This window comes from Moorena sp. SIO1G6 (assembly GCF_010672795.1).
Lineage (GTDB): Bacteria > Cyanobacteriota > Cyanobacteriia > Cyanobacteriales > Coleofasciculaceae > Moorena > Moorena producens.
Genome location: NZ_JAAHFZ010000015.1, coordinates 74186 through 100532 on the forward strand (window position 1 = coordinate 74186; position 26347 = coordinate 100532).

At 44.1% G+C, this 26347-nt stretch carries 21 protein-coding genes and 2 pseudogenes; 18 read left to right on the forward strand and 5 right to left on the reverse strand.

All coding sequences use genetic code 11. The annotated features are described in order from the left end of the window. Positions 1 to 8 precede the first annotated feature (8 nt). Together F6K63_RS16640 and F6K63_RS16645 are read left to right on the forward strand one after the other, a co-directional pair. Positions 9 to 1022 (forward strand): phosphodiester glycosidase family protein, encoded by a 1014-nt coding sequence (locus F6K63_RS16640; protein WP_271969406.1) that lies wholly within the window; start codon positions 9 to 11, stop codon positions 1020 to 1022. Positions 1023 to 1109: 87 nt separating this feature from the next. Further along, positions 1110 to 2024, forward strand: a complete 915-nt coding sequence (locus tag F6K63_RS16645) for a phosphodiester glycosidase family protein (protein WP_071107052.1) — start codon at positions 1110 to 1112, stop codon at positions 2022 to 2024. A gap of 154 nt (positions 2025 to 2178) precedes the next feature. Here the strand turns inward: F6K63_RS16645 and F6K63_RS16650 are convergent, their stop codons facing one another. Both F6K63_RS16650 and aroC read right to left on the reverse strand, forming a co-directional pair. Beyond that, entirely contained in the window at positions 2179 to 3030 is an 852-nt protein-coding gene (locus F6K63_RS16650) for an MBL fold metallo-hydrolase (RefSeq protein ID WP_071107053.1), read from the reverse strand. A gap of 7 nt (positions 3031 to 3037) precedes the next feature. After that, a complete protein-coding gene (aroC, locus tag F6K63_RS16655) occupies positions 3038 to 4132 on the reverse strand; it encodes a chorismate synthase (protein ID WP_287312725.1) in 1095 nt (364 codons plus the stop codon). A gap of 489 nt (positions 4133 to 4621) precedes the next feature. Here aroC and F6K63_RS16660 point away from each other — a divergent pair, with 489 nt between their 5' ends. The 6 genes and pseudogenes from F6K63_RS16660 (at position 4622) to F6K63_RS37860 (ending at position 13327) form a co-directional block, all read left to right on the forward strand. Next, positions 4622 to 8512, forward strand: a complete 3891-nt coding sequence (locus F6K63_RS16660) for a two-partner secretion domain-containing protein (RefSeq protein WP_287312726.1) — start codon at positions 4622 to 4624, stop codon at positions 8510 to 8512. A gap of 475 nt (positions 8513 to 8987) precedes the next feature. Beyond that, complete coding sequence (locus tag F6K63_RS16665; protein WP_353813038.1) at positions 8988 to 9866, forward strand: RNA-guided endonuclease TnpB family protein; 879 nt, start codon at positions 8988 to 8990, stop codon at positions 9864 to 9866. A gap of 221 nt (positions 9867 to 10087) precedes the next feature. Further along, positions 10088 to 10795 (forward strand): hypothetical protein, encoded by a 708-nt coding sequence (locus F6K63_RS16670; RefSeq protein ID WP_287296330.1) that lies wholly within the window; start codon positions 10088 to 10090, stop codon positions 10793 to 10795. 15 nt (positions 10796 to 10810) lie between these two features. Beyond that, positions 10811 to 11314, forward strand: coding sequence for an S-layer family protein (locus F6K63_RS16675; RefSeq protein WP_008186961.1), 504 nt, complete (start codon positions 10811 to 10813; stop codon positions 11312 to 11314). Between the two features lie 403 nt (positions 11315 to 11717). Further along, positions 11718 to 12257, forward strand: coding sequence for a universal stress protein (locus F6K63_RS16680; protein ID WP_008186964.1), 540 nt, complete (start codon positions 11718 to 11720; stop codon positions 12255 to 12257). 535 nt (positions 12258 to 12792) lie between these two features. Continuing rightward, positions 12793 to 13327 (forward strand): annotated as a pseudogene (locus tag F6K63_RS37860) (adenosine-specific kinase). An 845-nt stretch (positions 13328 to 14172) separates the two neighbouring features. On the opposite strand, the gene F6K63_RS16690 reads toward F6K63_RS37860, so the two are convergent. Continuing rightward, positions 14173 to 14310, reverse strand: a complete 138-nt coding sequence (locus tag F6K63_RS16690) for a hypothetical protein (protein ID WP_008186969.1) — start codon at positions 14308 to 14310, stop codon at positions 14173 to 14175. Here F6K63_RS16690 and ppsA point away from each other — a divergent pair, their 5' ends adjacent. The 5 genes from ppsA to F6K63_RS16715 all read left to right on the forward strand — a co-directional run bounded on the left by ppsA (position 14311) and on the right by F6K63_RS16715 (position 19136). Then, the gene (gene ppsA / locus F6K63_RS16695) at positions 14311 to 16839 is read left to right on the forward strand and encodes a phosphoenolpyruvate synthase (protein ID WP_287312727.1); all 2529 of its coding nucleotides are present in this window, start codon (positions 14311 to 14313) and stop codon (positions 16837 to 16839) included. Positions 16840 to 17592: 753 nt separating this feature from the next. Continuing rightward, on the forward strand, positions 17593 to 17850 hold the full coding sequence (locus tag F6K63_RS16700; protein ID WP_008186976.1) for a hypothetical protein: 258 nt from the start codon (positions 17593 to 17595) through the stop codon (positions 17848 to 17850). Between the two features lie 82 nt (positions 17851 to 17932). Further along, positions 17933 to 18202, forward strand: a complete 270-nt coding sequence (locus F6K63_RS16705; RefSeq protein ID WP_008186977.1) for a hypothetical protein — start codon at positions 17933 to 17935, stop codon at positions 18200 to 18202. 299 nt (positions 18203 to 18501) lie between these two features. After that, a complete protein-coding gene (locus tag F6K63_RS16710) occupies positions 18502 to 18786 on the forward strand; it encodes a hypothetical protein (protein WP_008186979.1) in 285 nt (94 codons plus the stop codon). Between the two features lie 86 nt (positions 18787 to 18872). Then, positions 18873 to 19136: a hypothetical protein gene (locus F6K63_RS16715; RefSeq protein ID WP_131827261.1), complete on the forward strand. Its 264-nt coding sequence runs from the start codon at positions 18873 to 18875 to the stop codon at positions 19134 to 19136. Positions 19137 to 19313: 177 nt separating this feature from the next. Here F6K63_RS16715 and F6K63_RS16720 read toward each other — a convergent pair whose 3' ends face one another. Further along, positions 19314 to 19490: a hypothetical protein gene (locus F6K63_RS16720; protein WP_154659857.1), complete on the reverse strand. Its 177-nt coding sequence runs from the start codon at positions 19488 to 19490 to the stop codon at positions 19314 to 19316. 35 nt (positions 19491 to 19525) lie between these two features. Between F6K63_RS16720 and F6K63_RS16725 the strand changes: the two are divergent. Beyond that, positions 19526 to 19918: pseudogene (locus F6K63_RS16725) on the forward strand (zinc ribbon domain-containing protein); the annotation flags it as partial. Continuing rightward, positions 19908 to 22706 (forward strand): tetratricopeptide repeat protein, encoded by a 2799-nt coding sequence (locus F6K63_RS16730; RefSeq protein ID WP_008186985.1) that lies wholly within the window; start codon positions 19908 to 19910, stop codon positions 22704 to 22706. The pseudogene F6K63_RS16725 and the gene F6K63_RS16730, both read left to right, overlap by 11 nt. Positions 22707 to 22731: 25 nt before the next feature. Here F6K63_RS16730 and F6K63_RS16735 read toward each other — a convergent pair whose 3' ends face one another. Continuing rightward, a complete protein-coding gene (locus F6K63_RS16735; RefSeq protein WP_287248497.1) occupies positions 22732 to 23466 on the reverse strand; it encodes a hypothetical protein in 735 nt (244 codons plus the stop codon). A 187-nt stretch (positions 23467 to 23653) separates the two neighbouring features. On the opposite strand from F6K63_RS16735, the gene F6K63_RS16740 reads away from it, so the two are divergent. From F6K63_RS16740 to F6K63_RS16750, 3 genes are all read left to right on the forward strand, one after another. Next, a complete protein-coding gene (locus F6K63_RS16740; protein WP_008186990.1) occupies positions 23654 to 25045 on the forward strand; it encodes an NAD-dependent malic enzyme in 1392 nt (463 codons plus the stop codon). Positions 25046 to 25130: 85 nt separating this feature from the next. After that, positions 25131 to 25460: a YbjQ family protein gene (locus F6K63_RS16745; RefSeq protein ID WP_044494012.1), complete on the forward strand. Its 330-nt coding sequence runs from the start codon at positions 25131 to 25133 to the stop codon at positions 25458 to 25460. A gap of 129 nt (positions 25461 to 25589) precedes the next feature. After that, a complete protein-coding gene (locus tag F6K63_RS16750; protein ID WP_287248494.1) occupies positions 25590 to 26123 on the forward strand; it encodes a peroxiredoxin in 534 nt (177 codons plus the stop codon). Positions 26124 to 26347: the final 224 nt, after the last annotated feature.

The window sequence follows — 26347 nt, forward strand, 5'->3', positions numbered from 1 at the left end:
ATTGTACCATGAAAAAAATAATTATAACTAGACTGAAGGGAATTCTGCTTACCACTAGCATCAGTATTGTGAGCGTGCCAGTCTTGATCTATGGGGGATTGCTGGTCAAGCGTCCGTTTCGCAGCGACAAGCAGGAACAACTGTTCCAAGGCATTGTGTATCAAAGAGATGCTCGCAACTCACCCCGTCCGCTGATGGTACATACTGTTACCATAGACCTAACCGCACCAGGAATTAAACTGTTAGTAACACCAGGAAATAAAGTCGATAAAAATGAATTTACTGCCCGGACTACCTCGAAATTTGTGCGGGAGTTTAAGTTACAATTAGCTATCAATGGTAGTTTCTTTTATCCTTTTCGGCAGTATCCACCGAATTCCTATCCTAAAAGTGGTGATCCGGTCATAGTACAAGGCCAAGTTATCTCTGAGGGCAAATCCTATGCTCCTCCAAAAGCAACTTCCTCAGTGCTTTGTATTTCAAAGTTTCTCCGCGCTCAAATTTATCAAAAACGTTGTCCTCTAGGTACATCTCAGGGACTAGCCGGTAGAGAAATTTTACTAAAAGAAGGAAAGCCAGCAGTCTTGGGAGGTCGTGGCGGTGAGAACCTATTCTCTCCCCGCACTGCTGTAGCTATTGATAAATCAGGCAAAACCTTGTGGTTAATTATTGTTGATGGTCGCCAGAAATTTTACAGCGAAGGGGTTACCTTGGCTGAATTGACTAAGATTATTCAAGAATTAGGAGCCGATAGCGCCCTAAATTTGGATGGGGGTGGTTCAACTACTCTGGTAGTAGCAAATAAGAATAAGCTACGGGTATTAAATTCACCGATTCAGACCCGTATTCCTACGCGCCAACGTCCAGTTGCCAACCATCTGGGCATCTATGCTTTACCGGTAGAGAACAGGGAGTCGGGAGTAGGGAGTAGGGAGTCGGGAGTCGGGAGTCGGGAGTCGGGAGTCGGGAGTCGGGAGTCGGGAGTAGGGAGTCGGGAGTCGGGAAAAAAATATCACCATTAATTGAGGATTGCTCTAGCTATTATAGACCAAAATATAGTAGTAATAAAACCCATGAATATCCAGTTTAAATGCACAACAGCTTAGAGCATGAAAAAATTAAATATAACTAGAGTTAAGCGAATTCTGCTTACCACCAGCATCAGTATTGTGAGCATTGTGACCGTGCCAGTTTTGATCTATGGCGGATTGCTGCTCAAGCGTCCGCTTCCCACTGACAAGCAGCAACAACTTTTCCCAGGCATTGTGTATCAAAGAGATGCTCGAAAATATCCCCGTCCCCTGATGGTACATACTGTTACCATAGACCTAACCGCACCAGGAATTAAACTATTAGTAACACCAGGAAATACTATCAATAAAAACGAATTTGCTGCCCGGACTACCTCGGAATTTGTGCGAGAGTTTAACTTACAATTAGCTATCAACGGTAGTTTCTTTTATCCTTTTCGAGAGTATCCACCGGACTCCTATCCTAAACGTGGTGATCCGGTCAAAGTAGAAGGGCAAGTTATCTCTGAGGGTAAATCCTATGCTCCACCAAAATCAAAAAATTATTCAGTGCTTTGTATTTCAAAGCTTCTCCAGGCTCAAATCTATCAAAACCGTTGTCCTCTAGGGACATCTGAGGGAATAGCCGGTAGAGAAATTTTACTAAAAGAAGGGAAGCCAGCAGTATTGGGAGATAATACAGATGAAAAACTATTGTATCCCCGCACTGCTGTGGCTATTGATAAATCAGGCAAAACCTTATGGTTAATTATTATTGATGGTCGCCAGCGCTTTTACAGCGAAGGGGTTACTTTGGCTGAATTGACTACTATTATTCAAGAATTAGGAGCGGATAGCGCCCTCAATTTGGATGGGGGTGGTTCCACCACTCTGGTAGTAGCAAATAACAATAAGCTACGGGTGTTAAATTCACCGATTCAGACTCGTATTCCTACGCGCCAACGGGCAATTGCTAACCATCTGGGCATCTATGCTTTTCCGGTAGACAAATAATGATCAACAACGTTAAACCTTAACCCTTCAACACTTCAACCTTAAACCTTAAACCTTAAACCTTAAACCTTAAACCTTAAACCTTAAACCTTAAACCTTCAACACTTAAACTTTCAACCTTTAACTTTAAACTTTCAACCTCAAACCTTCAGCATTAGTTGACCGTAACAATCATCCCTTCTTTGACTATAAACGCGCCATCAAACACTTCTTTGACTTCCACGGCTAGGTTGTCGAGAAAATCATCACAGTGATTGGGTTCGTGGTGGAAGATAGCCAGTTTCTTAACACCAGCAGCTTTTGCCAGTTTGACGCCTTCCTGCCAGGTAGAATGACCCCAACCTACCTTAGGAGATTTGGGGTTGTGGTATTCTTCATCGGTATACATAGCATCGTATATTAATAGATCAGCATCACGGGCTAGATACACCACATGTTGATCAAGGCGGTCAGGAAAATGTTCTGTATCGGTGCAGTAGCACACGGAATGCCCTTGCCAGGTTACGCGGTAGCCTATAGCACCATTAGGATGATTTAAAGGAGCAGTTTCTATGGTAATATCTTTTATGGTGACAGTGTTGTGACCTGGTTCTAAGTCATAGTACTTCAAATCTGCCTTTACTTTGTTAGTAGGAACTGGAGCATTCAAGTGTAACACCCGCTCCTTGAAGTGTTGCTCCATGCACTCCCCGGGGGGAGCTGCGCCATAAATATGTAAAATGTTCCCTTCCACAAAGGCTGGAATGAAAAATGGCACGCCTTGAATATGATCCCAGTGGTAGTGAGTAAAAAACCAATAAGCTTCAATGGGTAACTGCTGCTTAAGGCTTTTTCCCAACAACCGCAAGCCAGTACCGCCATCAAAAATCAGGCGTAACCCAGCAACTTGCATCTCTACACAAGACGTATTGCCGCCATATTGAATTGTGTCCCGTCCAGGGCTAGGTATACTGCCTCGGACTCCCCAAAATTTAACCAAAAACTCGGAGGAAGTGCTTGTCTTCATTGGTAAGTTAATGCTTCAAAGTACCGCACTGACCCTGATGACGCAACAGGTGATCGCACAATACTAAAGCAACCATTGATTCTACCATAGGTACGGCCCTGGGTAAGACACAAGGGTCGTGACGTCCTTTAGCAGCTAGAATGGTTTCTTCACCAGTACTGGTGACAGTACGTTGTTCTTTGCGGATGGTAGCAGTGGGTTTAAACGCTACTCTAATAATAATAGTCTCGCCGTTACTAATGCCACCTTGAACACCACCGGAGCGATTGGTAACCGTGCGCACTGCACCGGTTTCGTCTGTGTAAAATTCATCATTATGCTCACTGCCGGTAAGTACAGTGCCCCCAAAGCCAGAGCCAATCTCAAAACCTTTACTAGCTGGTAGGGACATCACCCCTTTGGCTAAATCGGCTTCTAGCTTATCAAAGACTGGCTCTCCCAAGCCTTTGGGTATATGGCGAGCCACACATTCTACTACACCCCCAACGGAATCACCGCTACGTCCAGTTTCTTCAATTAGTTCAATCATCCGTTGAGCACATTCCCCATCAGGGCAACGCACAATATTACTTTCTACCTGGTCTTGAGTGACGGTGTTGGAGTCTACGATAGCTTCTAAGGTTTTGATACGCTTGACGTAGCCAATGATTTCTACACCAGCAGCTTGCTGGAGAATTTTTTTTGCGATCGCACCCGCTGCCACTCGTCCGATAGTTTCCCGGGCTGAGGAACGTCCTCCCCCCTGCCAGTTACGAATGCCATACTTAGCATCATAAGTAGCATCAGCATGGGAAGGCCGATACGTTTTTTGCATCTCGCTATAGTCTTGGGGCCTAGTGTCTTTATTGCGCACCATTATCATAATTGGTGTGCCTAGGGTTTTGCCCTGAAATACTCCCGAAACAATTTCACAGGTATCGGTTTCTTTACGAGGAGTAGTAATCTTACTCTGACCCGGACGCCTGCGGTCTAGTTCTACCTGAATTTCTGCCGCAGAAATTTCCAGTCGCGGTGGACAGCCATCAATGACTACCCCAACCCCACCCCCGTGGGATTCTCCGAATGTAGTGATCCGAAACAGATGTCCAAAGGTATTGCCCATAGTTAGTGCTCTATTAGTTGTCTAATGGTAGTACTTACTTAAGCTATCAGCTATCAGCTATCAGCGATTAGCGCACGCTACTTGAGGTGCTATCAGCGATTAGCGCTACGCGCACGCTACTTGAGGTGCTTATGGCTTAGGTCCGATGCGTCGAAGACTGTGCCATCCTACTAGATCGGTGTTTTTGAATAAAATAAGCTGACCACTGACCACTGACTACTGACCACTGACGGCTGACGGCACCTCAAGTAGCACCATCTGTAGCGCATATGCTTACGTACTTACTTATCTTATTCTTTAGTAAAACTGTTTGGCGGCTTAAGTCCTGTTGGATTCCCACCTAATAATTTACCTAATGATTTACCTAATGATTTACTTAATAATTTACCTAATAATTAAGATTAGTTAAGTTCAAATTGTTTTGATGATCCTAATTTAAAATCTGTTATATAATTTCCCAATAATCCGATTTTATTGGTTAGGATGCTTATGGCTGTTGGTGCATTTTTAGAATTAAGGATAATTTGCCTAACCGGATGTTTGGCTTGGGGGTTTTCTGCTCCAGTTGTAGCTGAACTTACTCCCGATGGCAGCTTGGGAAATGAAGCGTCAAGGGTAACTCCTAATGTAGAGGTCAAGGGGGCGCTGGCAGATTTAATTGAAGGGGGAGCAACTCGTGGGGAGAATTTGTTCCATAGTTTTGCTGAATTTAATGTAGGAGAACTACAACGGGTTTATTTTGCTAATCCCTCTGGGATCCAGACGATTTTAACACGAGTAACTGGAAGTAATCTATCCAATATTCTAGGCACTTTGGGAGTAGATGGATCAGCAAATCTGTTTTTGCTCAATCCCAATGGTATTGTGTTTGGACACAAGGCAAGATTAGATGTAGCTGGTTCCTTTGTAGCGTCTACTGCCAATAGTTTGGTATTTGGTGATGGGCAAGAGTTTAGTGCCACATCACCAGAAGCCCCGCCACTGTTAACGATTAATATCACCCCAGGATTGCAGTATGGTAAATATGACCCGAGGACAAGAATTACAAATGGTGGGAATTTAGCAGTAGGACAAGATTTAACCCTAGCCGCAGGTAATCTGGATTTACAAGGTCAACTGGAAGCTGGTAAAAATTTGACTCTGTTGGCAGAAGATACAGTCACGATTAGGGATAGTGTAGCGCAACCGTTTATCGCGTACTCTGGTGGCTTGCTAGTAATTCAGGGTAATCAGTCAATTGATATTGCAGCCCATAACCATACCGATAGTGGTTTATGGGCTGGTTCTGATTTACAGTTGCGATCGCCGGGTCCAGTAGCCGGGGATGCTCACTATTCCGCTGGCGGCAGTGTCAGCATCGAACAGTTGGATGGGCTACCGGGAAATTTAGTCAGTCCCCATGATCCGATAATTCTGGCCAATGGGGATGTCAGTTTAGGAAACTATACCGGAGCATCACTCCATATTTTGGCAGGAGGTAGTGTTACCGTTGGTGACATCGAAATTAACTCTACCGATACAGCAGATAATGCCATTAGCCCTGATAACTCCAATCCCTTCTTAGCTAGTCTGGCTAATGTGACCTTGTCGGACGAAGCGAGAACGTCTGTAGTAATTGATGGCAGTAGCCAACCTACCCTAGATATCCGTGCTGGCATAGATTGGACATTACTGGGGGGTTTGCCAGGAAATACGGATATTGGAAACCTTGCGCCTAACTTTGGTACTGCTGCTACTAGTGCAAATATCAAAATTGGTGACATCTCGATTAAAGCACCGAATGGACTGGTATTGTTAACCAATCAGTATCAACCGAATGGAGCTAATCCTAGTAACAAGCTGGAGATTGGAACACTCCGCACTGATGACGATTTCGGCGGGTTTGTGGGAAATAGTGGTGAGGTGATTATTGATTATCGAGGCGGAATTGAAATAAGCGAAAGCATTGATGCGTCTTCCGGTTCTGGTAAAGCAGGGGATATTACTGTGGTTACAAATGATCAACTATCCCTTGACGGAAGTTTTATTATTAGCAATACCTTCGGTACCGAAAAAGGTGGGGATATCACTATCGATACTGGGTCACTCTTGGCCACAGGGGGTGCTCAGATCGAAACCAGTACCTTTGGTCAAGCTGATGCAGGGAAAGTGACTATTGTTGCTGATGATACAGTCACCTTTGAAGGGAAACCGGAAAATCCTAACACTACTGGAATTTTCAACAACATAGAACAAGACGCTATCGGTAATAGTGGTGGTATTTCCATGACCACAGGCTCTTTGTTTATGAATGATGCTTTCTTGCAGTCGAGGATCAAAGGACAGGGAAATGGTGGAGATGTAACAATTATTGCTGATGACCAAGTTATCGTTGACCAGAACAGTAACTCGATTCTGACCGAAGTGGATTTTTCCGTAATCGGCAGCGCAGGAGATATATCGATTGATGCCGAATCAGTCACTATCAGCAATGGTGCTAGACTCGTAGCTGACACCCTGGGAATAGGAGATGCGGGCAATATAACTATAACAGCTCGCGATACAGTTACCATTGACGGGGTAAACAGTGATCTGACACTAGCCAGCGGGTTGCGCTCTCGGGTCGGTCGAGATAGAGAAAACCCAAGGTTTCGCAACAAACCACAAGCTATAGGTAATGGTGGCGACATCACCATAAAGGGAAAGTCAGTTTTTGTGACCAATGGCGGTCAAATAAGTGCTGAAATATATGACAAAGGAAAGGCTGGCAACATATCAATTATTGCTGAGGATGACGTTATCTTTGATGGCGCTTTAATATTCAGAAATAAAAACAGGAATAATAAGGTGTCAAGCTTTTCAAGTATTATATTCACTCGAGTTAGACAAACAGCAGAGGGCGACGGTGGCAACGTATTGATTGAAGGTCGGTCAGTTTCGTTTACCAACGGTGCTGTGATAAATTCCGAAACCCGTGGCAAAGGAAACGGGGGTGATGTGGAAATCAAAGCTCGCGATCGCGTTTTAGTTGACGGAGTGGTTTTACTTGACGGAGTGGACAAAACCAGGTCAATCACTACTGGCATATTTAGTAATGTTAGAAGTAATGGCGATGGCAATGGTGGCGATATCAAGATCAAAGTTAAAGAAGGTTCATTGGCGATTACTGGAGGTGCTAGGTTACAATCTGGTACTCAAGAGAAGGGAAATGGTGGCAATGTGATCATTACGGTTGATGATCAGGTTTTAATAGACGGAGTGGGCATTAATGACCAACCTAGTCAGATCTTGACTGGTGTGGATCTTAGGTCAACACAGGGCAACGGTGGTAAGATTAAAATTAACGCTAACTCAATTGCTGTGACTGATGGCGGAGCCTTAGATGCTAGCACCAATAGTAATGGTAACGGTGGACCTATAGATTTAACCACCAATACACTAACTGTTAATGGTGGAGTCATTTCCAGCGCTGCTAAAGAGAAAGCTATCGGTCAAGCCAGCGATATCACAATCAATACTGATGCCCTCAAAGTTGAGGATGAAGGGGAAATAACAGTCAAAAGTGAGAAAGGGATAGCAGGAAATCTGGACATTAAAGCTAATTCCCTGTTGCTTGACAACGGCACACTTTTAGCTGAAACTCAACTGAGTGGAGGCGAAGATGGAGCGAATATCACACTAAACGTATCAGACTCAATAGTGATGCTCAACGAAAGCCTAATCTCCGCAGAGGCTTCCGAAAAAGCTACGGGTGGCAACATTGATATTGATACCGATGTCTTAATTGCCTTTCCCCCAACTGGTCCTAATGGTAGCGATATCATTGCCAAAGCTGCACAGGGTCAAGGCGGTGAGATCACCATTGATGCCGAAGATGTCCGTCTGATTGAGGAGCGCAGAGCAATCCCAGGCAATCGCACTAATGATATAGATGCCAGTTCTGATTCTGGTCCACAAGGAATAGTGACCATAAATACGGGCAATCTTGACCCTTCTCGGGGATTAGATCAACTACCAAGCAATTTAACTGACCCATCATCACTCATTGTTGCTAGCTGTCCGAGGAGTGGGAAAATCTCAGTAGATGAACTTGGTGAATTTATTGTTACTGGACGAGGTGGCATTCCGGCCAGTCCCTTCGACCCGATTATTGGTCAAACCATCATTGCTGATTGGGTGACTCTAGATGATCAAACCCTTAGTGAAATTGATCACAATCAGACGTTAGCTCCCTCGACCGAAAAGAATTCTCAACAGAATTCTAAGCCAAAACGGATTGTGGAAGCTCAAGGTTGGATGACTGGTCCCGATGGTACGATTATTCTGACCTCTTTCCCTACCGATACCACTAGCCCACCCAAGCCTTGGTATCACTATGTCTCTTGCCGAGATTTAAATTAAACTATTCTCAATTGCTATGAGTAATTTCGTTTTGGGTTAATGGAAGTGGGTGCATCTTATTTGATACTAATTTACCATAGCAACAGGGTAGATATCCTTGGTAAATAAGCCAGGGGAAGCACCATAAAAATTGATCCAAAATGTGAGCTCGGGCAAGGATTATCAGGATATTAAGCCAAGATAACTCAGCACTATTAAAAGTTCATCTCAATAGTGTTTAGAATAAGACCTCCTGATCTGGGGGGGTGACATGCAAGCTAAAATCCTTACTGGGTAATAAGTTCAGCCCATTAGTTATAAAAAGATACATGCTGTTTGGGGCTGACCTTGGACTATGTTATAAGGGTTTGAGCTTTCAGAAAATCATGCGTAGGGTCAATTTGGGAGTTGATCTTTCCTGAGATAATTGGCCTCAAAGCTTTATATAGTAAGCTTTTAAGGGATCATGTCACCCCCTCAGCCTCCTGATTGATTCTTGCGCTTACCCTGCCTACCTGAGTGGTGTAAAGTAGTACCTTATCAAATTAAATCTATAGCGATTAAGGATGCTTGCACTGCTGTTCGGGAGGCCAAAAAGAAATACAAGAAGACCTCACAAATAAACAGAGTAAGGTTCAGGTCTCGCCAAAACCCCATTCAGTCTTGCTATATCCCAAAATCAGCAGTTTCCGTGGCGGGAATATATCACACAAAACTGGGAAAGATAACTTATACTGAAGGTCTTCCTGATGATATTTGCGATTGCCGACTAACCAGTAACAATGGGAACTATTATCTAGTTGTTCCCTATAAAGTAACTAAAAATAAAACCGAAAACCAAGGCAGAGTAGTTGCTTTAGACCCTGGAGTTAGGACTTTTATCACTTTCTTTAGTGAAACATCTGTAGGAAAGATTGGAGATGGAGATTTTTCTCGGATTCAGCGATTATGTCAGCACTTAGATAATTTGATGTCTAGGATTAGTAAATCTAAGGCTGGACAGAAACGCCGAAGGAGGAAAGCTGCCCGACGGATGGTAATCAAAATCCAGAATCTAATAAACGAGCTTCATCATAAGACGGCTAGATTTATGGTTGACAACTTTGATGTTATTTTACTGCCCACTTTTGAAACAGCTCAAATGTCTAAAAAAGGGAATAGGAGAATAAGATCTAAGACTGTCCGGAACATGCTCAACTTTGCTCACTATCGATTCAAAGAGTTTCTGAAACACAAAGCTCAAGAGACTGGAAAAATCGTCGTAGACGTTTGTGAAGCTTATACCAGTAAAACTGTCAGCTGGACAGGAGAACTGGTCAATATAGGCGGAAGCAAAATTATTAAATCAAAAGTTGATGGTCGAACAATGGATTGACCTTTGGTCACGCTTCGCGAACGAGATATCAACGGCGCTCGTGGAATATTTCTACGAGCTTTGGGAGATACCCCCTGGCTGAGTGATTCGGCAAAGCCGACACTTCGTGAACAGCTTGCATTAGTGAGCCAGAATTAGCCTTTGGTAGATTCTGGTAGCTAAAAAGTATCGGTATTGTAATTACCGAGACCTTGAGCTCCGGTAATGCTGGTCAGATTACCATGACTGCAAACGAATCTATGATGCTTTCAAGTACCGTTGAAGAGCGTGGGCGCATCGATAGCAACGCCACACTTGAAGCAACTGGCCAGCTTGGGAGGGTGGTTGTTGACACTCCAGTTTTGCAGTTGCGTGATGGCGCTCAAATTCGCTCCATTAATCGGGGTAATGGGGATGGGGACAGTGTAATAGTTAGAGCTAACTTAGTCGAAGCCATTGGTAGCTCACCTGATCGTCTTCTATTTGCCAGCGGCTTTTATACATCTACACAGGGCTCCGGGGATGGGGGCAATTTAACCATTGAAACTCAGCATTTGCTTGTCAGTGATCAAGCAAGATTTTCCTCTTCTACCCGTGGAGCTGGGGATGCTGGCACTATTACCATTCGGGTCAAGGCTGGTAATCTCGACATTACCGCTGAGTCGATTGTATTAGATCAATTAGGGAGCCTTTCTGCTGAAGTCAGTGCTGGGGAGCAGGGCAATATTATCCTGGATTCCCAGCTAATCCTAATGCGCGATCGCAGTAATATCAGTACCAATGCCGAAAATGCTGCCACTGGCGGTAATATTACTATTGATACTGACTTGCTAGTTGCCCTAGAAAATAGCGATATCACGGCCAATGCTGAAGATAGCTTTGGCGGACGAGTGATTATCAATAGACATCTCCAGAAACTCGGTTTTGACCCAGGCAGTGCAAGGGTTTGAGGTTAATTTTTGGAGATGTCTAATGCCTTAGGCATTTTTGGCACTGAATTTCGAGAACAAAAAACCCCAGATAGTGATATTACCGCTTCTTCCCAACTGGGAGCTTCCTTTAGCGGTACTGTGGAAATTAATGCACCTGACCCCGACCCTAGCGCTGCATTATTCCAGCTACCGGAAAATTTTGTTAATCCCAAACTGCTAGTTGCCACTGGTTGCGGTACCGATCTCGGCAATCAATTTACCCAATTTGGGCGGGGTGGCTTACCCACAGACCCCACTAAACCTCTTGTGGGTGAAACCCTGTGGATGGATTTACGGCCATTACCTCGCCACAGAACTCGCCGCCGGAAAAATCCTGATCATGCTGCTAAGCCCAATGCAGTTAACTCACGTCGGTCTAGAATTATTGAAGCTAATCGATGGATTCTTAATAAGGACGGAGTGGTAGAGTTAGTGCCTGATTCACCTCAGTCGAGTCCGTTCATTTCCTGGTTTGAACCTTATTATTGCGTAAGGTAACAGAAATGGGGCAATAACTCTACTTTTCTCTAGTTTTAGGGTTCCTTAATCATTCACCCTAATAATTATCATCTCATTGCTATTTCTAGAGCAATACAATAAGTGTTACAAATAGTTAACCAGTATAATATCTGTCAGTAGTTTTTCTATAATTAAATTATAGAACCCTATCACATTGAGTAGCATCTGACTACAGCACTGACTAAACCACTGACTACAATAAATTATTCACTCAACGTCTTCAAGGTCAGGGATTATAGCTTCCAGCGAACCTCAGTATCTTACCCATCTTCCCTATCTTTACCAGACAAGGGCAACCCTTAATTTATTTTCTGGAAGTACTTAAATTCCATGTCTTCGAGCCCCCATTTGAATAATTTGAAGAGACGAGGAAAAACTAATCATGGCTTACAAAAAGATTCTGGTAGCAATGGACCGCTCATCCCAAGCAGAAGCAGTGTTTGAACAGGCTTTAGACCTAGCCGAAAAGGAACAGAGTACTCTGATGCTAGTACACTGCCTTAACTGGGAACCTCAGGAAATGATGACTCCTTACGTAGGTCTTGGCACCATAGCCGATGTAGACGTGTATGGTAGTATCCGAAAGGTTCAGCAAGAAAATCTCCAAAAACACCTTGAGGAAAACAAAGGGTGGCTAAGGAGTTATGCTCAACAGGCAAATGCTGATGGTATCGCTGCCGAAGTATCTTGTCAATTGGCAGATCCGGGTCTAGGAATTTGTGATCTAGCCCAAAAGTGGGGTGCGGATTTAATTGTTCTAGGTCGTCGAGGGCTTGGGGGTTTAAAAGAAATGGTGCTGGGTAGTGTGAGTAACTATGTTGTTCACCATGCTCCTTGCTCAGTGTTGGTAGTTCAAGGGGTAGCAACCCCAAGCATTGAGTTAAGCACTACAGCCACTCCAGTAACTAGAGATACAAAGTAGACATAGACACCCTTGACATTCTAAGGCTTTAGGGATTATGCATTTTTTACATAGATGGCTCAAATAGACTGATTAATCACTAATCATTCTTACTATCACCAGTGGTCTAGTCTCTTTTTGAGAACAGGACTTAGGCAATAACTCTACTAGTAGGGTGCGTTAATAACGCACCCTACTAGTTATAGGTTTTGGAGTCCAGTTTTGTGTAAGTTGTGGGAGTTATTTTGCCGGGAATTTCGCAACAACTGTGGCTTGTTGATGTTAGTTTGCTTGTATAGCAATCCGTGTAGGAATTGTGAGAATTTTGATCCGAAGTTCCCTGTTCCCTTTTCTATATTCATACTTAGGCATTTTTGTCAAGGCTAAGGTCATAATTAGATCTACAGAAGGCCACTTGCCATCAGAAGAAGTATCTATGATGCGGGGATATATTTGGCATTTTGGCAGTTATTTTACTTCGGCTGGGAATATTATATAAGTTTACCGTTTAATTTAGGGTTTTTAGTGTTTAACTAAGGCAGAGAGGTCGGTGGGAATCGAACTGAAAGTGGTTAGCATGGAAATTTCGTCAGGGGGAGTAACATCATCATTGTTAACGCCCACTTTATTAAAACCGTCCTTGACTTATATCAGGTCATGGTCGGAACTTCGACCCAGCTAAAATTTGCCATCACCTTCTGTGAAGCATCTGGCTCATACTTGATCCGAGCTACAGGAAATGATCCGACCCTTAAATCTAATCCAACTCATAATCCTCAAGGGATTGAGCAAAGTTCACCCTGTGCGATTGAGCTTTGCTCACGCTGTGGGAGCGCATCTGGACATAGCTTCCTGATTGTACTCAAAGAAGCATACCCAATCAACTTATTGAATCCTATCCAGCAGTGCCCAGAAGTCTGCCCTATCCATTCTTCCACCCCCCCAATCCGGTAAAGGAAATTGTAGCTGAAACCGAACAAGGGCGTAGCATCAAAGGGGTTATGGATGGGTTTTGACCACAAGGAGTAAAAGGTGCTGAGCAGGTCAAGACACCCAAGGATTTCCTGAGCCAGATCGGCAACAAGCTCTAGTACCAAGTCCAATTAATTACTGTCAAATTAATTACTGCCAAAATAGTCCCTGTATTGTTGAGAATCGATATAGCGGTTTTTAGCCTCATGAGGTACACATATTTTTTTACCTTTTCCCTCTTCTGACTTTACTGCTCCCTACTCCCTGCTCCCTGCTCCCTGCTCCCTAAAACCCAAAAAATTGTACCTTACTAGCTTAAAAAGCGCTATAATATGGGTAATAAGGGAATGGGTGACGGATGATTCTCAACTAGATTAGAAACGATAACGACCCCTTACATTACCCGTAATTAGTACACCTGACCATAAATTTGTGACCAGTTCTTTTGAAGATGAGGGTGTAAAGGGGTGAGGGGGTGATTTGTAGCGATCAGTTATTTCCTTGCCCGTTGCAGCAGAGAAGGGAAATATTAGTATAGATAAATATATGACTATTTTACCCAGCTTTTCTAGCCTATAGCAACTGCCAGAAAAATTATGTAAACTAAAATACAACTGCCAGAGAATTTATGTAAACTAAAATACAAAATTATGGGGAGCTAACCCAAATCATGAAAATTAACAAAAACTCATCCCCTTTTTTATATCTATAAAAAAAATCAATCATTTCTGGCTTATACTTAATCATTTCTGATTTATGTTTAAAAAACCTCTGTGTTGTATATAAAATAAAGTTAAGAAAGATGACCTCCTAAGAGGAAAATTGTCTAAACTAGTAGTATCAGCCCCGATAGAGTAGATAGCTCAATGAAGGGGAGCAATCAATGGCTAGGCTAGAGTTAAGACAATGGCATATTCGTGAACGTTATCATTAGGTAACGTTGAGAGTAGGTGAAGTTGTCTGCCTAAGAGGCTAAGCCTTGAGGTAATGCTAGTTCAGAAACTGCCACAACTTCAGGTGCTTCATCGGACTTTTCACAATCCCATTGAGGCAGAAAACCATTACTACTCCCCTTGGAAGTCAACCTCAGGAGAAGGATCATATGGTCACCACTGCTCCAGTAAAAGCCCCACCATCTGCCAAAGACTGTGCCAAAGACAAAGCCTTCGTCCTCTGGTTTGAGGAAGTTGGTATTGCCGATATCGCCATAGTCGGGGGAAAGAATGCCTCTTTGGGGGAAATGATCCGACAACTTACACCAGTAGGAGTGAGAGTACCGACTGGCTTCGCTACTACAGCCTATGCCTATCGATACTTTATTGAGAAAGCTGGGTTAGAAGCCAAGCTGCGTCAGGGATTCTCTGACCTGGATGTGGAAGATGTAAATAACTTGCGACAAAGGGGGATGCAAGCGAGAAGCTTAATTCTCAATACGCCATTCCCAAAAGAACTAGCCAATGCGATCGCGCAAGCCTACCAACAACTATGCCAACGCTATGGGAATGATCCCCAGGAATTCTGTGAGCAGTTTGAGCCAGAATATCGGGACACTTGCCTACAGTCAAATTACAATACAGATGTAGCAGTTCGTTCCAGTGCCACCGCTGAGGACTTACCTGATGCTAGCTTTGCTGGTCAACAGGAAACCTATCTAAACGTCCACGGAGTAAAAGGGGTTTTAGAAGCCTGTCACAAATGCTTTGCGTCCCTTTTTACCAACCGCGCCATCTCCTATCGAACTGTTAAAGGCTTTGACCATTTTGATGTTGCTCTCTCTGTCGGTGTCCAGAAAATGGTGCGCTCAGACCTAGCGTCGTCTGGTGTGATGTTCTCCATCGACACCGAAACCGGATTTAAAAATGCCGCTTTAGTAACAGCAGCTTACGGTTTGGGTGAAAACGTTGTCCAAGGAGCAGTCAACCCTGATGAATACCTGGTGTTCAAGCCGACTCTCCAAGAGGGGTATTGCCCTATCCTAGACAAACGTCTAGGCAGCAAAGAAGTCAAAATGGTCTATGATGACGGCGGGAAACTGACGAAAAATATATCAGTGCCGCCATCAGAACGGGGAAAATACGCGATCAATGATGAAGAAATTCTCACCCTAGCCAAGTGGGCTAGCATCATTGAAGACCACTATTCCCAGGTGCGGGGTAGCTACACCCCCATGGACATTGAGTGGGCCAAAGACGGGAAAACCGGTGAACTCTTTATTGTTCAAGCCCGTCCGGAAACTGTACAATCCCAGAAATCTGCCAATGTTATTTGTCATTACCAACTTAAAGGCGATGTAGAGACATTGCAGGCAACGTCTGTGCTAGCCACCGGTCGCGCCGTCGGTGAAATGATTGGTCAAGGCAAAGCAAGGGTAATTCTGGATGTCAACAAGATTGACCGTTTCCAAGCCAAAGAGGTGTTGGTCACGGACAAGACAGATCCGGATTGGGAACCTATCATGAAGAGAGCGAGTGCTATCGTAACTAACCAAGGAGGTCGCACTTGTCACGCTGCCATCATTGCCCGTGAGATGGGTATCCCCGCGATTGTGGGTTGTGGCAATGCCACTAACCAATTGAAGACAGGCCAACCAGTGACAGTTTCCTGTGCAGAAGGAGATGAAGGCAAGGTTTATCAAGGGTTGCTGCCCTTTGAGGTGCAAGAAACCCCCCTTGACAACCTACCGCGCACCCGCACCAAAATCATGATGAATGTGGGGAACCCAGAGAAAGCCTTTAGTCTGTCTTTTCTTCCCTGCGATGGGGTGGGGTTAGCCCGGTTTGAGTTCATCATTGCCAATCACATTAAGGCACACCCGATGGCGTTGATTCACTTCGATAAACTCGAAGATCCATCGGTCAAGGAAGAAATTGCTCAGCTGACAGCATTGTATGAGCATAAACCTGACTTCTTTGTGGATAAACTAGCCAACGGGATTAGCATCATTGCTGCTGCTTTCTATCCCAAACCAGTTATCGTCAGGATGTCAGATTTCAAGAGTAACGAATACGCCAATCTCTTGGGGGGTCAACAGTTTGAACCCAGGGAAGAGAACCCGATGCTAGGATGGCGAGGGGCGTCTCGTTACTGTGATGAAATCTACCGGGAAGCCTATGGTTTGGAATGTAAGGCACTCAAACGGGTACGGGATGAGATGGGACTCACAAACGTTATCCCCATGATTCCCTTCTGTCGCACCCCTGATGAAGGTCGCCGGGTGCTGGCGGAAATGGAAAAACATGGCTTGAAGCGAGGAGACAATGGGTTACAAGTCTATGTGATGTGTGAAATCCCCAGTAACGTCATCCTAGCCGACGAGTATAGCCAAATCTTTGACGGCTTCTCCATTGGTTCTAATGACCTGACTCAATTAACCCTAGGCTTAGACCGTGACTCTGCGTTAGTTGCCCATATCTTTGACGAACGCAACGAAGCAGTGAAACAGATGGTGCGGATGGTGATAGAAAAAGCCAAGAAAAATGGTCGCAAGATTGGTATCTGTGGTCAAGCACCAAGTGACTATCCCGAATTTGCCTGCTTCCTAGTGGAGTTAGGAATTGATTCGATCAGCTTGAACCCTGACTCGGTACTCAAGACACTTCTGGATATCGCCAAGGTAGAAGGAGTAAATTAGTGTCCCGGTGTTAGGTGTTAAGAGTGTTAGGTATTAAGAAATCTACATTACACCTAACCAAATACCTCAATCTTTTCCCCCATAGAGATGACTGGAATCTTGTCGCATTTAGGGGCAAGTTGCAGCTAGCTTCTAGGTTCAAAACGCCAACGATGCCGAGTTTGGTGCTTGATGTCGCCGAGTTCTTGATCAACAATCCCAGATCATCTTGGAGGAAGGATGAGTTAATAGCAAGAAATTCTCATGTAATTTCAAATCAAAAATTACATTACAAAACTTTAAGATACGCCAGGGGCGAGGGTGATTAACTGGTCCGAAACCATAGAAAACCCTTGGCTAACCATAAACTTGACGTTTCATCAAGAGTTGTTTGTTTAAGAAATATAAAATAGGAGGAATTGGGGATGATAGCTCCAGAGAAATATAAATAAAATCTAAAGATTAGAAAATAAATCAAGAATGGGTAATTAAATAGAACAAATTCCACCATTTTTGATTTTTCAAAATTTATCAAATGTAGATGAGCTGAAATCACTAGTTTTATTGCTGTCAGCTCAAGGATAAAACCATGCTAGCCACAACTATGGGAGAAACCACCCCTTGTGGTATGGCTAATCAGGCTGTCTTCAATGGCACAGCCTAGGGTAAACAGGATCCACAGACAGCAGTTGAACTAGTGCAAGTAGGCCATAGGTATAAAAGGGTGCATTTTTAGACAATTTTTTTTCGAACCATACTATAAAGGGTGTTGACATGCTAACAACAATTAACGAAACCATCAAACCAACCTTTGCCGTAGTCTGGCAAACGCTCTCATCTGTGCTCGTTGGGATTGCCCATAATCTCCAAGCTATAAAAACCAGGTTTTCAGGCATCTTTTTTAATGAGGTCAACCTAGATGTGATATCTGAGGAAGACAATTGTGAACCCAACCCAGTCATAAAGGTATCAATGTTGACTAATGCTGGCTTGGGCAGTGTGCCGTACTACTGCTTCTTTTGGAAAGGTTGAACCAGTGCAAGTAGGCCATGGGTATTAAAGGGTGCATTTTTAGACAATTTTTTTTTCAATCTATACTATAAAGGGTGTTGACATGCTAACAACAATTAACGAAACCATCAAACCAACCTTTGCCGTAGTCTGGCAAACGCTGTTATCTGTGCTCGTTGGGATTGCCCATAATTTCCAAGCTATCAAAAGCCTGGTTTCAGGCATCTTCTTTAACCAGGCCAACCTAGATGTGATATCTGAGGAAGACAATTGTGAACCCAACCCAGTCATAAAGGTATCAATTTTGACTAATGCTGGCTTGGGGAGTGTACCGTACTACTGCTTCTTGTGGGAAGAACGTAGATTGTACTGATTCCACCTAGTCCAGGCTGGCAGAAATAAGTCACCACTTTCATCTACAAAGGTCGGAGCTGGTCCTACACGCTTATTTCCGTGTCCCCTGTACTAGTACTAAGTTTCCTTGACAGTATACTACATTAAACCAATTAACGAGAATCCCTGCCTTCTGAAGGTAGGGATTCTCGTTAATTGGTGGATGAATTGCACATCAATTTCATCTGGCCATCTCCCGATCTGGCCATCCTCACTTGGGTAGGTTTTTTACCTAGCAGGGCGAGTACGTACTGGCATTGGGAATAAATTTCGCAAAATATGTGGGATTTTCTACCAGAATTTCCACCGATTACCGACCCATCTCCCCATATTCCCCGACTGGTCGGGGTAATGGACCGGTCCGAAATACAGATTACCCATTACCGATTAGCCATTACCCATTACCGATTAGCCATTACCCATTACCTATTACCTATTACCTATTACCTATTACCTATTACCTATTACCTATTACCTATTACCTATCTCCAAAGTAAAAAACCTACCCTTGTCAGATCTGGCCATCTCCCGATCTGGCCATCTGCATCTGTAGTGCTACTTTGAAGACTTGCTATAGCTTGGATAGCGCCATAGCTGATTAGGCGGTAAGCTGAGAAGGAGCTGTTGGTTTAACCAACAGTGTGTTAACTGTGGTCTACGGATTGGTCTACGGATTTGAAAACTGCGATCAAACGGCATTAACCCTTTCAGTCATGGACCAATTACTAAATCTCAGCAAACTTGATCAAATCTGGTTTTTACTGAGTCTTCAGATTGGTCAAGCTCACCTCTGTTGGTACGCTTTCACGCTTGTCGGGAAACCCGACCGGGGTCGCACCGCAAATGGTAAACGCTATCAAGGTCACGATACCCTGGGGTGCGAGCCAGCTTCAGGCTCTATCGCTTCTGATTAAACAGGTGATGAATTAAATTAGTGAAGCCAGTGTCAGGAGGTGGCAAACTAGAAGAAATGGATTTAACAAATCCGGGGAGGCAAGAGTGGTTTCGTCTCTGGGACGAAATTCCCCATTCTTCAAAAAGGTGGGGATGGATACTCCCCCTCAAGAGTTGTCAAAGCGTGTTATTTGGCACTAATTTAGTATTGGTTGTTGACCCGCCTGACTGTCTCGGAACAGATCACCGTTCGTAGCGGTAAGACGCTTGGTACAAAAAGAGCAGAGTTCAGGGAAGACTCTTGCCCCAGCTGGTTGACCATTGTTGTCATACCAAGGTGAGAGTGGCGAGTTGAGTTTAGGACTGTGGGACACGGTTCTGAGCCTGTGGAGGGACAGTAAAACCAAAAGGATTGGCCAGGGGTATGCTGGGTAAGCACTGTTTAGATGCAGGATGGGGTCAGTTTTTCCAAATACTAGAGCAGTGCTGCTTTAAACGTGGAGTTTACTTCCAAAAAGTAGACTCTAAAAAGACTAGCCAAATTTGCCCCAATTGTTTAACTGAAACTGGCAAAAAGACCTTGGCTGAGCGTGTCCATCATTGTGAAAATTGCGGTTATACCACAGATAGAGATGTGGCAGCCGCTCAAGTAGTCTGCCTACGTGGGCTTGCAGCCGTGGGACACACGGTCAAGATGCTTTCTGAGGGCAAGTTCGTCGGAATCCCTGGGAAGAAAGAATTCCCGCGCCTTAAGGCCCGGGGAGTGTCAACAACAGAGAAAGGACGTTCTGATGAAGCGTAAAAATCAAGACATGTTAGCACTGGTGTGGCGAAGCACTATTGTTTTGTCATTTTTCCTGTTGCCTGTTGGCCTTGGCAGTGCCCAATCCATCGAACCTGACCCACCAAAACAGATAGTCGCTCAGGGCTCAAGTCAAAAGCCAGTTCAAACTGACGCTAATCTTAGCTTTAAGCGGGTGACGCTCCTGTCTAATGTTTTGCTGATTGTGCTGGTGACTCTGGTACTGCTACTGGTGGCCGCGATCGCAGCGTTGTGGCTGCTAAGAAGGTCTGTGATTCGTGAGGTTGCGCAAATCGTGAGAGCTCACCTCAATGAAATGACTGACTTGGAAGATAGGATTGCCAGTGCTAATAAAAATGTTCAAAGTATCCTAGAAAAAACTGAAGAGATTGCCTTGGAGCTAGATCAGCAGGCGGCAGAGTTTAAACAAGACCTAAGTTTTAAACGAGAAAATCTATCTAAGCTGCTATCGAAATTGTCTCAGTCCCAGCAACAGGCATTAACGACAATCAAGACGCAAAAAACCGATACTCAACAAGAGCTAGAACAATTAGAGACTGACTTGGCATCAAGACTGTCTAAACTCGAGCAAGACGCTACAAAGCAACGGGATAGTTTTCTGAAGTATCTAGAAAACTTAAGCGCTGAGTTTGCCCCCCAATTATCTGAACTCAAGGGGGATGTGCAAGCCCAGAAAGAGACAATACTGAAGAAACTGAATCAATTAGAGACTGAGTTTGGCTCCGAACTGTCTGCTCTTAAGGAAACTGCGGCAAACCAAAAGGACTTAACTTTAAAAGATTTAGAAAAATTAGGGGCTGAATTTACTCCTGAATTATCGAAAATCCAGGCGGATGTGCAAGCCCAGAAAGAGATAATACTGAAGAAACTGAACCAATCAGAGACTGAGTTTGGCTCCGAACTGTCTGACTTGAAAGCCAAGACTCAAAAACAAAGCAAAGATTACCTGCAAACCATAGAAAAATCAAGTGCTGACTTTGCTCCTCAACTATCTGAACTTCAGGGGAATGTACAAGAACATAAGGATAAAGTCCTGCAGCAACTAAATCAATCAGAGTCTGAGTTTGCTGTTGAACTGTCTGAGCTTAAGGCAAAGGCTGATCAAGAAAGGAACAGTTACCTCAAGAATCTAGAAAAACTCACCTCTGATTTTGCTCCTCAACTATCTTTACTCAAAGCCAATGTCCAAGGGCATCAAGATAAAGTATTGGATAAACTGAACCAATCAGAGACAGAGTTTGCCTCAAAATTGTCTGAACTTGAAGCCAAGGCTCAACAGCAACGGGATTTAATACTAGAAAATCTAAAAAAGCTAGAGACAGAGTTTACTCCTCAGCTATCTGACATTAAGGTGGATGCTGAACAAAAAGCTCAACATAAAATCGATTTAGCTCTTCAGAAGCTAGAGCAATTAGGAAATGACATTACTGAACAACTTTCAAAATCCCAGTCGAAGATTGAAGTGCAAATTGATAAGAATCTCCAGCATCTGAAAGAGCTAGAGGCTAACTTAAACACTGAAGTTTATGACTCTCAATCAGGAATTAAAACCCAGAAGGCTCAGACCATTCAGAGTCTGGAAAAATTAGAAACAGAGGCTAAAACTCAACTTTATGATTTACAGTCGGACATTCAAAATCGAAAAGATATAATCCTTCAAAATCTGGACAAATTGGAAACAACCTTGGCTGCTCAGCTGTCTGAGGTCGAATCTGATGCTCAAACCGAGAAGGATAAGATTCTACAACAACTAGCAGAGATTTCCCCAACATCCATTGCAGAAGCTGCTCTGTCTGAAGTGCTGCAAAACACTCAAACTCTGACAGAACAATTAGAACGCCTCAAATCTAACCATCCTAAGTTGTTCTTGAATCCAGATGACTATGTGAATCAGGGCAATACTCTATTCTCTCAAGGGCAGTATCAAGATGCGATCGCTTCCTATGATCAAGTTCTTGACCTTCAACCGAATAACCCTGATATTTGGTACCAGCGAGGTATGGCATTATGGGAACTACAGCAGTATCAAGATGCGATCGCTTCCTATGACAAAGTAATTGAAATCAAGCCAGATGACCCAGATAGCTGGTATCAAAGAGGCCTGGCTTTAATGGAACTGCGGCGGTATGAAGGAGCAGTGGTTGCTTTTAATAAGGTGGTTAAATTCAAACCAGACCACTACAAAGCCTGGTTAAACCGGGGCATGACCCTAAGACGGTTGAGACGCTACGAAGATGCGATCGCTTCCTATGACAAAGCCCTAGAAATTCAGCCAAATTATCATCAAGCTTGGGTTGACCGAGGAGTCGCACTGGGAATGCTACAAAAGCATGAAGAGGCCTTTGGCTCCTTCGACCAAGCTGTTCAAGTTCAGCCAGATAATACAGTAGCCTGGTTGAATCGAGGCATGGCTCTAGATGTATTAGAAAGATACCAAGAAGCTGTTGCCTCTTTTGACAAGGCTATTGAATTAAATTCCGACTCCCATAAAGCCTGGAATTACAGAGGTTCTACCTTAGTCAAGCTAGAACAGAATGATCAGGCATTGGAAAGCATTAATCGGGCTTTGGAGATTCAACCTGAGTATGCTGCTGGTTATTATAACAAAGCAATAGTTTATTCTTCCCAGGGTCGAGTAACCTTAGCTGTGGAAAACCTAGAGCAGGCGATTGAGCTAAATCCAAGGTATCGGGAAGAAGCCAGTAATGATCCGGATTTTGAGGCTATTTCAGACGATGATCGCTTCTGGCAGTTGATTGGAGGCTAGAATGCTTTTGCTCTCCTGGGTCACCTTAGCCCAGAAGAGCAAACGATAGAAGCTGCTGCCAAATCGGTGCTAGAGTTGCCTTGACTATTATATCTGCAACCACAAAGCCAATACCAATCAGGAGATAGCGTTGAGGAAAGGGATGCTGGGAATTTGATCTGGTGATTTTAGCAACGAGATTAAGTCCCAAAGCAGTTAGAGCCACTCCGGTACAGATAAATCCCACCACTCGCAGCACAGACCAGGGCGGCCATCCCACTAGGGCAGCTAGCCACGGATTGACACTGATCTGTACTAGCTGTGCTACGTAGAAATTCATGTAATTGAGCAAGTAAGTTCCCAGCACTAGCGCTGCACTTCCAAAAGTCACTAGGGATAGAAAGCAAAAAACTGTGTACTGTTGGACATGATCTGGCAGAAACAAACGTAGGGATCCTTCTGTTCCTTCTCCTGTACGAATCCAAAGAAGCTGCTCTTCGATGTAGTCAGAGCCATTTAGGATTACCTGAGCTGCGGTTTCTGGAGCCAATGCGGTTCCAATCCCAACCGCAAGACTTTGAAACAATGCCCAAAGCAGCATCCACCCTAGGGCCCTCATGTATTGACGGTGACGAACGTGAAACAAAAAGATCGGATAGGGTACTGCTGCTCCTAAAATTGGCACCAGCCAGGGCACGCCGAAAACGAAACTGGCAATCGTTGCCAGAATAGCACCGATGGCAAGAAAGCTTGCAGTCAGTAGTGGTTTATTAATAATCAATTGACAGTTTTTCCATCTTAAATGATTATCATTACTAGGGATGGCATAGTTGATTTTTTGGAGGTCCCTAAATTATTCCTATCCCATGCTTGCGATCAACTATGAACTAAAGTCTAGTTTAGTCTAGATTGAAATAGCAGGAAATCAGCTTGCGCCAAGATATTTCTAGAATCCCAGATCATACAGCATGGTAGACCTGACCCCAAATCCTAGTTTCAGTTTGACTATTTGCTTAACATACCCCAACCGTGCCGGGATGTTAGCCAGCGTAACTCAAGCGATCGCGTCTGTTGGCGGTCACTTGGGAGAAATTATGGTGGTGGAGAAAACTCGGAAAATTGCTACTCGCGAGATTACCGTAGATGCAGCTAGCACTGAACAGGCTGAACAGATTGTACAAGCGGTTAAGGAAGTGCCCGATGTCCAAATCCTAAATGTCTATGACCGTACCTTCAACCTCCATCGTGGTGGCAAAATCAGTGTAAACAGCAAAATCCCCCTTAAGCATCAATCTGAATTGGCTATGGCTTACACTCCTGGTGTGGGTCGGATTTGTAAAGCGATCGCATCTGACCCACAACAGGTCTACTCCCTTACCATTAAAAGCAACATGGTTGCTGTGGTCACCGATGGCAGTGCAGTGTTGGGGTTGGGTAACTTAGGGCCAGAAGCCGCTTTGCCAGTGATGGAAGGTAAAGCAATGCTGTTCAAAGAGTTTGCTGGTATTGATGCTTTTCCTATCTGCCTAGCTACCCAAGATACGGATCAGATCGTAGAAACCGTTAAAACTATCGCGCCGGTTTTTGGTGGTATTAACTTAGAAGATATCAGTGCTCCCCGTTGCTTTGATATTGAAGCCAGACTGCGGCAGGAGTTAGATATTCCAGTCTTTCACGATGACCAGAATGGTACCGCTATTGTCACCCTTGCTGCCTTGACCAATGCCCTCAAGCTAGTCAAGAAATCCCTAGAAGAGGTAAGAATTGTTATTAATGGAGCGGGCGCTGCCGGTATGGCAATTGCCCGGTTACTCCGTAAAGCTGGTGCAGGTGTAATTTGGATATGCGACTCCCAAGGCATTATTTCCACTAAACGCCCTAACTTGACTGAGCAAAAGCAAGAATTTGCTGTGGATGCTTCGGGTACTCTGGCTGGTGCCATTGGCAATGCTGATGTGTTTATTGGGGTGAGTGTACCTGGGGTTCTCACCCCAGACATGGTCAGGTCGATGGCAAACAAGCCCATTGTCATGGCTATGGCTAATCCTATCCCGGAAATTCAGCCAGAATTGGTAGTAGATGATGTAGCAGTAATGGCTACAGGTCGTAGTGACTATCCGAATCAGATTAATAATGTTCTGGCTTTTCCAGGGGTTTTTCGTGGCGCTATAGATTGTCGGGCGTCAACCATTACCGTGAATATGTGTCTCGAAGCAGCTTTTGCGATCGCATCCCTGATTAATCCCAGTGATTTAGATCGAGAACATATCATTCCTTCAGTATTTGATGAGCGAGTTGCTCCTGCGGTTGCTGCGGCGGTGCAAAGGGCAGCACGTCAGGATGGTGTAGCATGCCATTAAGTAATTATATTTAGATAATTCCATGATTTAGCCGTAGAAATTAGCTATTCTGGTGGCATTTGATCCATTTTTTGAGGCAGGACTGATGATTGTAACCACTACTGATGTTATTCAAGGTGCGATTGTTGAAGAGTATTTGGGCATTGTCACTGCTGAGGTGGTTTACGGCACCAATGCACTGCGGGATTTCTTTGCCGGTATTCGAGATTTAATTGGGGGACGTACTGGCAGTTATGAAAAAGTCTTTGAAAGAGGACACCAAGAAGCCCTCCAAGAATTGAAACAACGTGCCTCACAACTAGGAGCAGATGCTGTGATTGGCATTGGTATGGATACTGGAACAATTAACGTTGATGAAAAGGGGGTGCTGCTACTCATTACCGCCACTGGCACAGCCATCAAATTAAGGAATTAAGGGTTGCTTGACAGTTGACGGGTACCCGTCAACTGTTGTTTAACTAAATCTGCTAAATTTCCTTGACAACTCATACTCGTTACGACTACGATTAAATAGTAACAATCATAAAGGAATGAGTAAGACAAGATGGTTATCAATCAAGTACCCGACGTAGTATTTAAGACCAGAGTCAGAGATGAGTCAGTTCCTGGACCCAATCCCTTCCGCTGGCAAGACCGGACTACACAGGAAATTTTTGGCGGTAAGCGTATCGTGCTATTTTCCCTTCCTGGTGCCTTCACACCCACCTGTTCATCAACCCACTTACCCCGCTATGAAGAACTCTATGATGAGATCAAAGCACAAGGGGTTGATCAAGTGATCTGCTTATCGGTCAACGATGCCTTCGTGATGTTCCAGTGGGGCAAACAGCAAGGGGTTCAGAATATCTTCTTGCTACCCGATGGTAATGGGGAATTCACCCGCAAAATGGGGATGTTGGTAGAAAAAGATAATCTCGGTTTTGGTATGCGTTCTTGGCGCTACTCTATGGTGGTAGATGACGGCAAGATTGAAAAAATGTTTGTAGAACCAGGCTATGCAGATAACTGCCCTACCGATCCCTTCGAGGTCTCAGATGCAGATACAATGCTGGCATACTTGAAGTCAGCTAAAAAGTAACATCCCTCCGACCTTACTTAAAGCTTTATCAGTAGAGGCGTTACCGGCAATGCCTCTACTGTTTTCAGTTTGGTGTGTAAGTCCTGATCATCGTGGATTGACTTGAGAGTGATACAACAATAATTACCTTGGGCGATCAGTAAAATTTTCCCTCCGACAGCTATTGCTTTTATATACCAAGAATCAGTAATCTTTCAACCGAATAGTAATTCAGAAGTTTGGGA

What these genes read in the sequence shown, in the direction of transcription:
- F6K63_RS16640 (WP_271969406.1), top strand. Translation starts at nt 9, where the DNA reads ATGAAAAAAATAATTATAACTAGACTGAAGGGAATTCTGCTTACCACT.
- F6K63_RS16645 (WP_071107052.1), top strand. Translation starts at nt 1,110, where the DNA reads ATGAAAAAATTAAATATAACTAGAGTTAAGCGAATTCTGCTTACCACC.
- F6K63_RS16650 (WP_071107053.1), bottom strand. Translation starts at nt 3,030, where the DNA reads ATGAAGACAAGCACTTCCTCCGAGTTTTTGGTTAAATTTTGGGGAGTC.
- aroC (WP_287312725.1), bottom strand. Translation starts at nt 4,132, where the DNA reads ATGGGCAATACCTTTGGACATCTGTTTCGGATCACTACATTCGGAGAA.
- F6K63_RS16660 (WP_287312726.1), top strand. Translation starts at nt 4,622, where the DNA reads ATGGCTGTTGGTGCATTTTTAGAATTAAGGATAATTTGCCTAACCGGA.
- F6K63_RS16670 (WP_287296330.1), top strand. Translation starts at nt 10,088, where the DNA reads ATGACTGCAAACGAATCTATGATGCTTTCAAGTACCGTTGAAGAGCGT.
- F6K63_RS16675 (WP_008186961.1), top strand. Translation starts at nt 10,811, where the DNA reads ATGTCTAATGCCTTAGGCATTTTTGGCACTGAATTTCGAGAACAAAAA.
- F6K63_RS16680 (WP_008186964.1), top strand. Translation starts at nt 11,718, where the DNA reads ATGGCTTACAAAAAGATTCTGGTAGCAATGGACCGCTCATCCCAAGCA.
- F6K63_RS16690 (WP_008186969.1), bottom strand. Translation starts at nt 14,310, where the DNA reads ATGATCCTTCTCCTGAGGTTGACTTCCAAGGGGAGTAGTAATGGTTTT.
- ppsA (WP_287312727.1), top strand. Translation starts at nt 14,311, where the DNA reads ATGGTCACCACTGCTCCAGTAAAAGCCCCACCATCTGCCAAAGACTGT.
- F6K63_RS16700 (WP_008186976.1), top strand. Translation starts at nt 17,593, where the DNA reads ATGCTAACAACAATTAACGAAACCATCAAACCAACCTTTGCCGTAGTC.
- F6K63_RS16705 (WP_008186977.1), top strand. Translation starts at nt 17,933, where the DNA reads ATGCTAACAACAATTAACGAAACCATCAAACCAACCTTTGCCGTAGTC.
- F6K63_RS16710 (WP_008186979.1), top strand. Translation starts at nt 18,502, where the DNA reads ATGTGGGATTTTCTACCAGAATTTCCACCGATTACCGACCCATCTCCC.
- F6K63_RS16730 (WP_008186985.1), top strand. Translation starts at nt 19,908, where the DNA reads ATGAAGCGTAAAAATCAAGACATGTTAGCACTGGTGTGGCGAAGCACT.
- F6K63_RS16740 (WP_008186990.1), top strand. Translation starts at nt 23,654, where the DNA reads ATGGTAGACCTGACCCCAAATCCTAGTTTCAGTTTGACTATTTGCTTA.
- F6K63_RS16745 (WP_044494012.1), top strand. Translation starts at nt 25,131, where the DNA reads ATGATTGTAACCACTACTGATGTTATTCAAGGTGCGATTGTTGAAGAG.
- F6K63_RS16750 (WP_287248494.1), top strand. Translation starts at nt 25,590, where the DNA reads ATGGTTATCAATCAAGTACCCGACGTAGTATTTAAGACCAGAGTCAGA.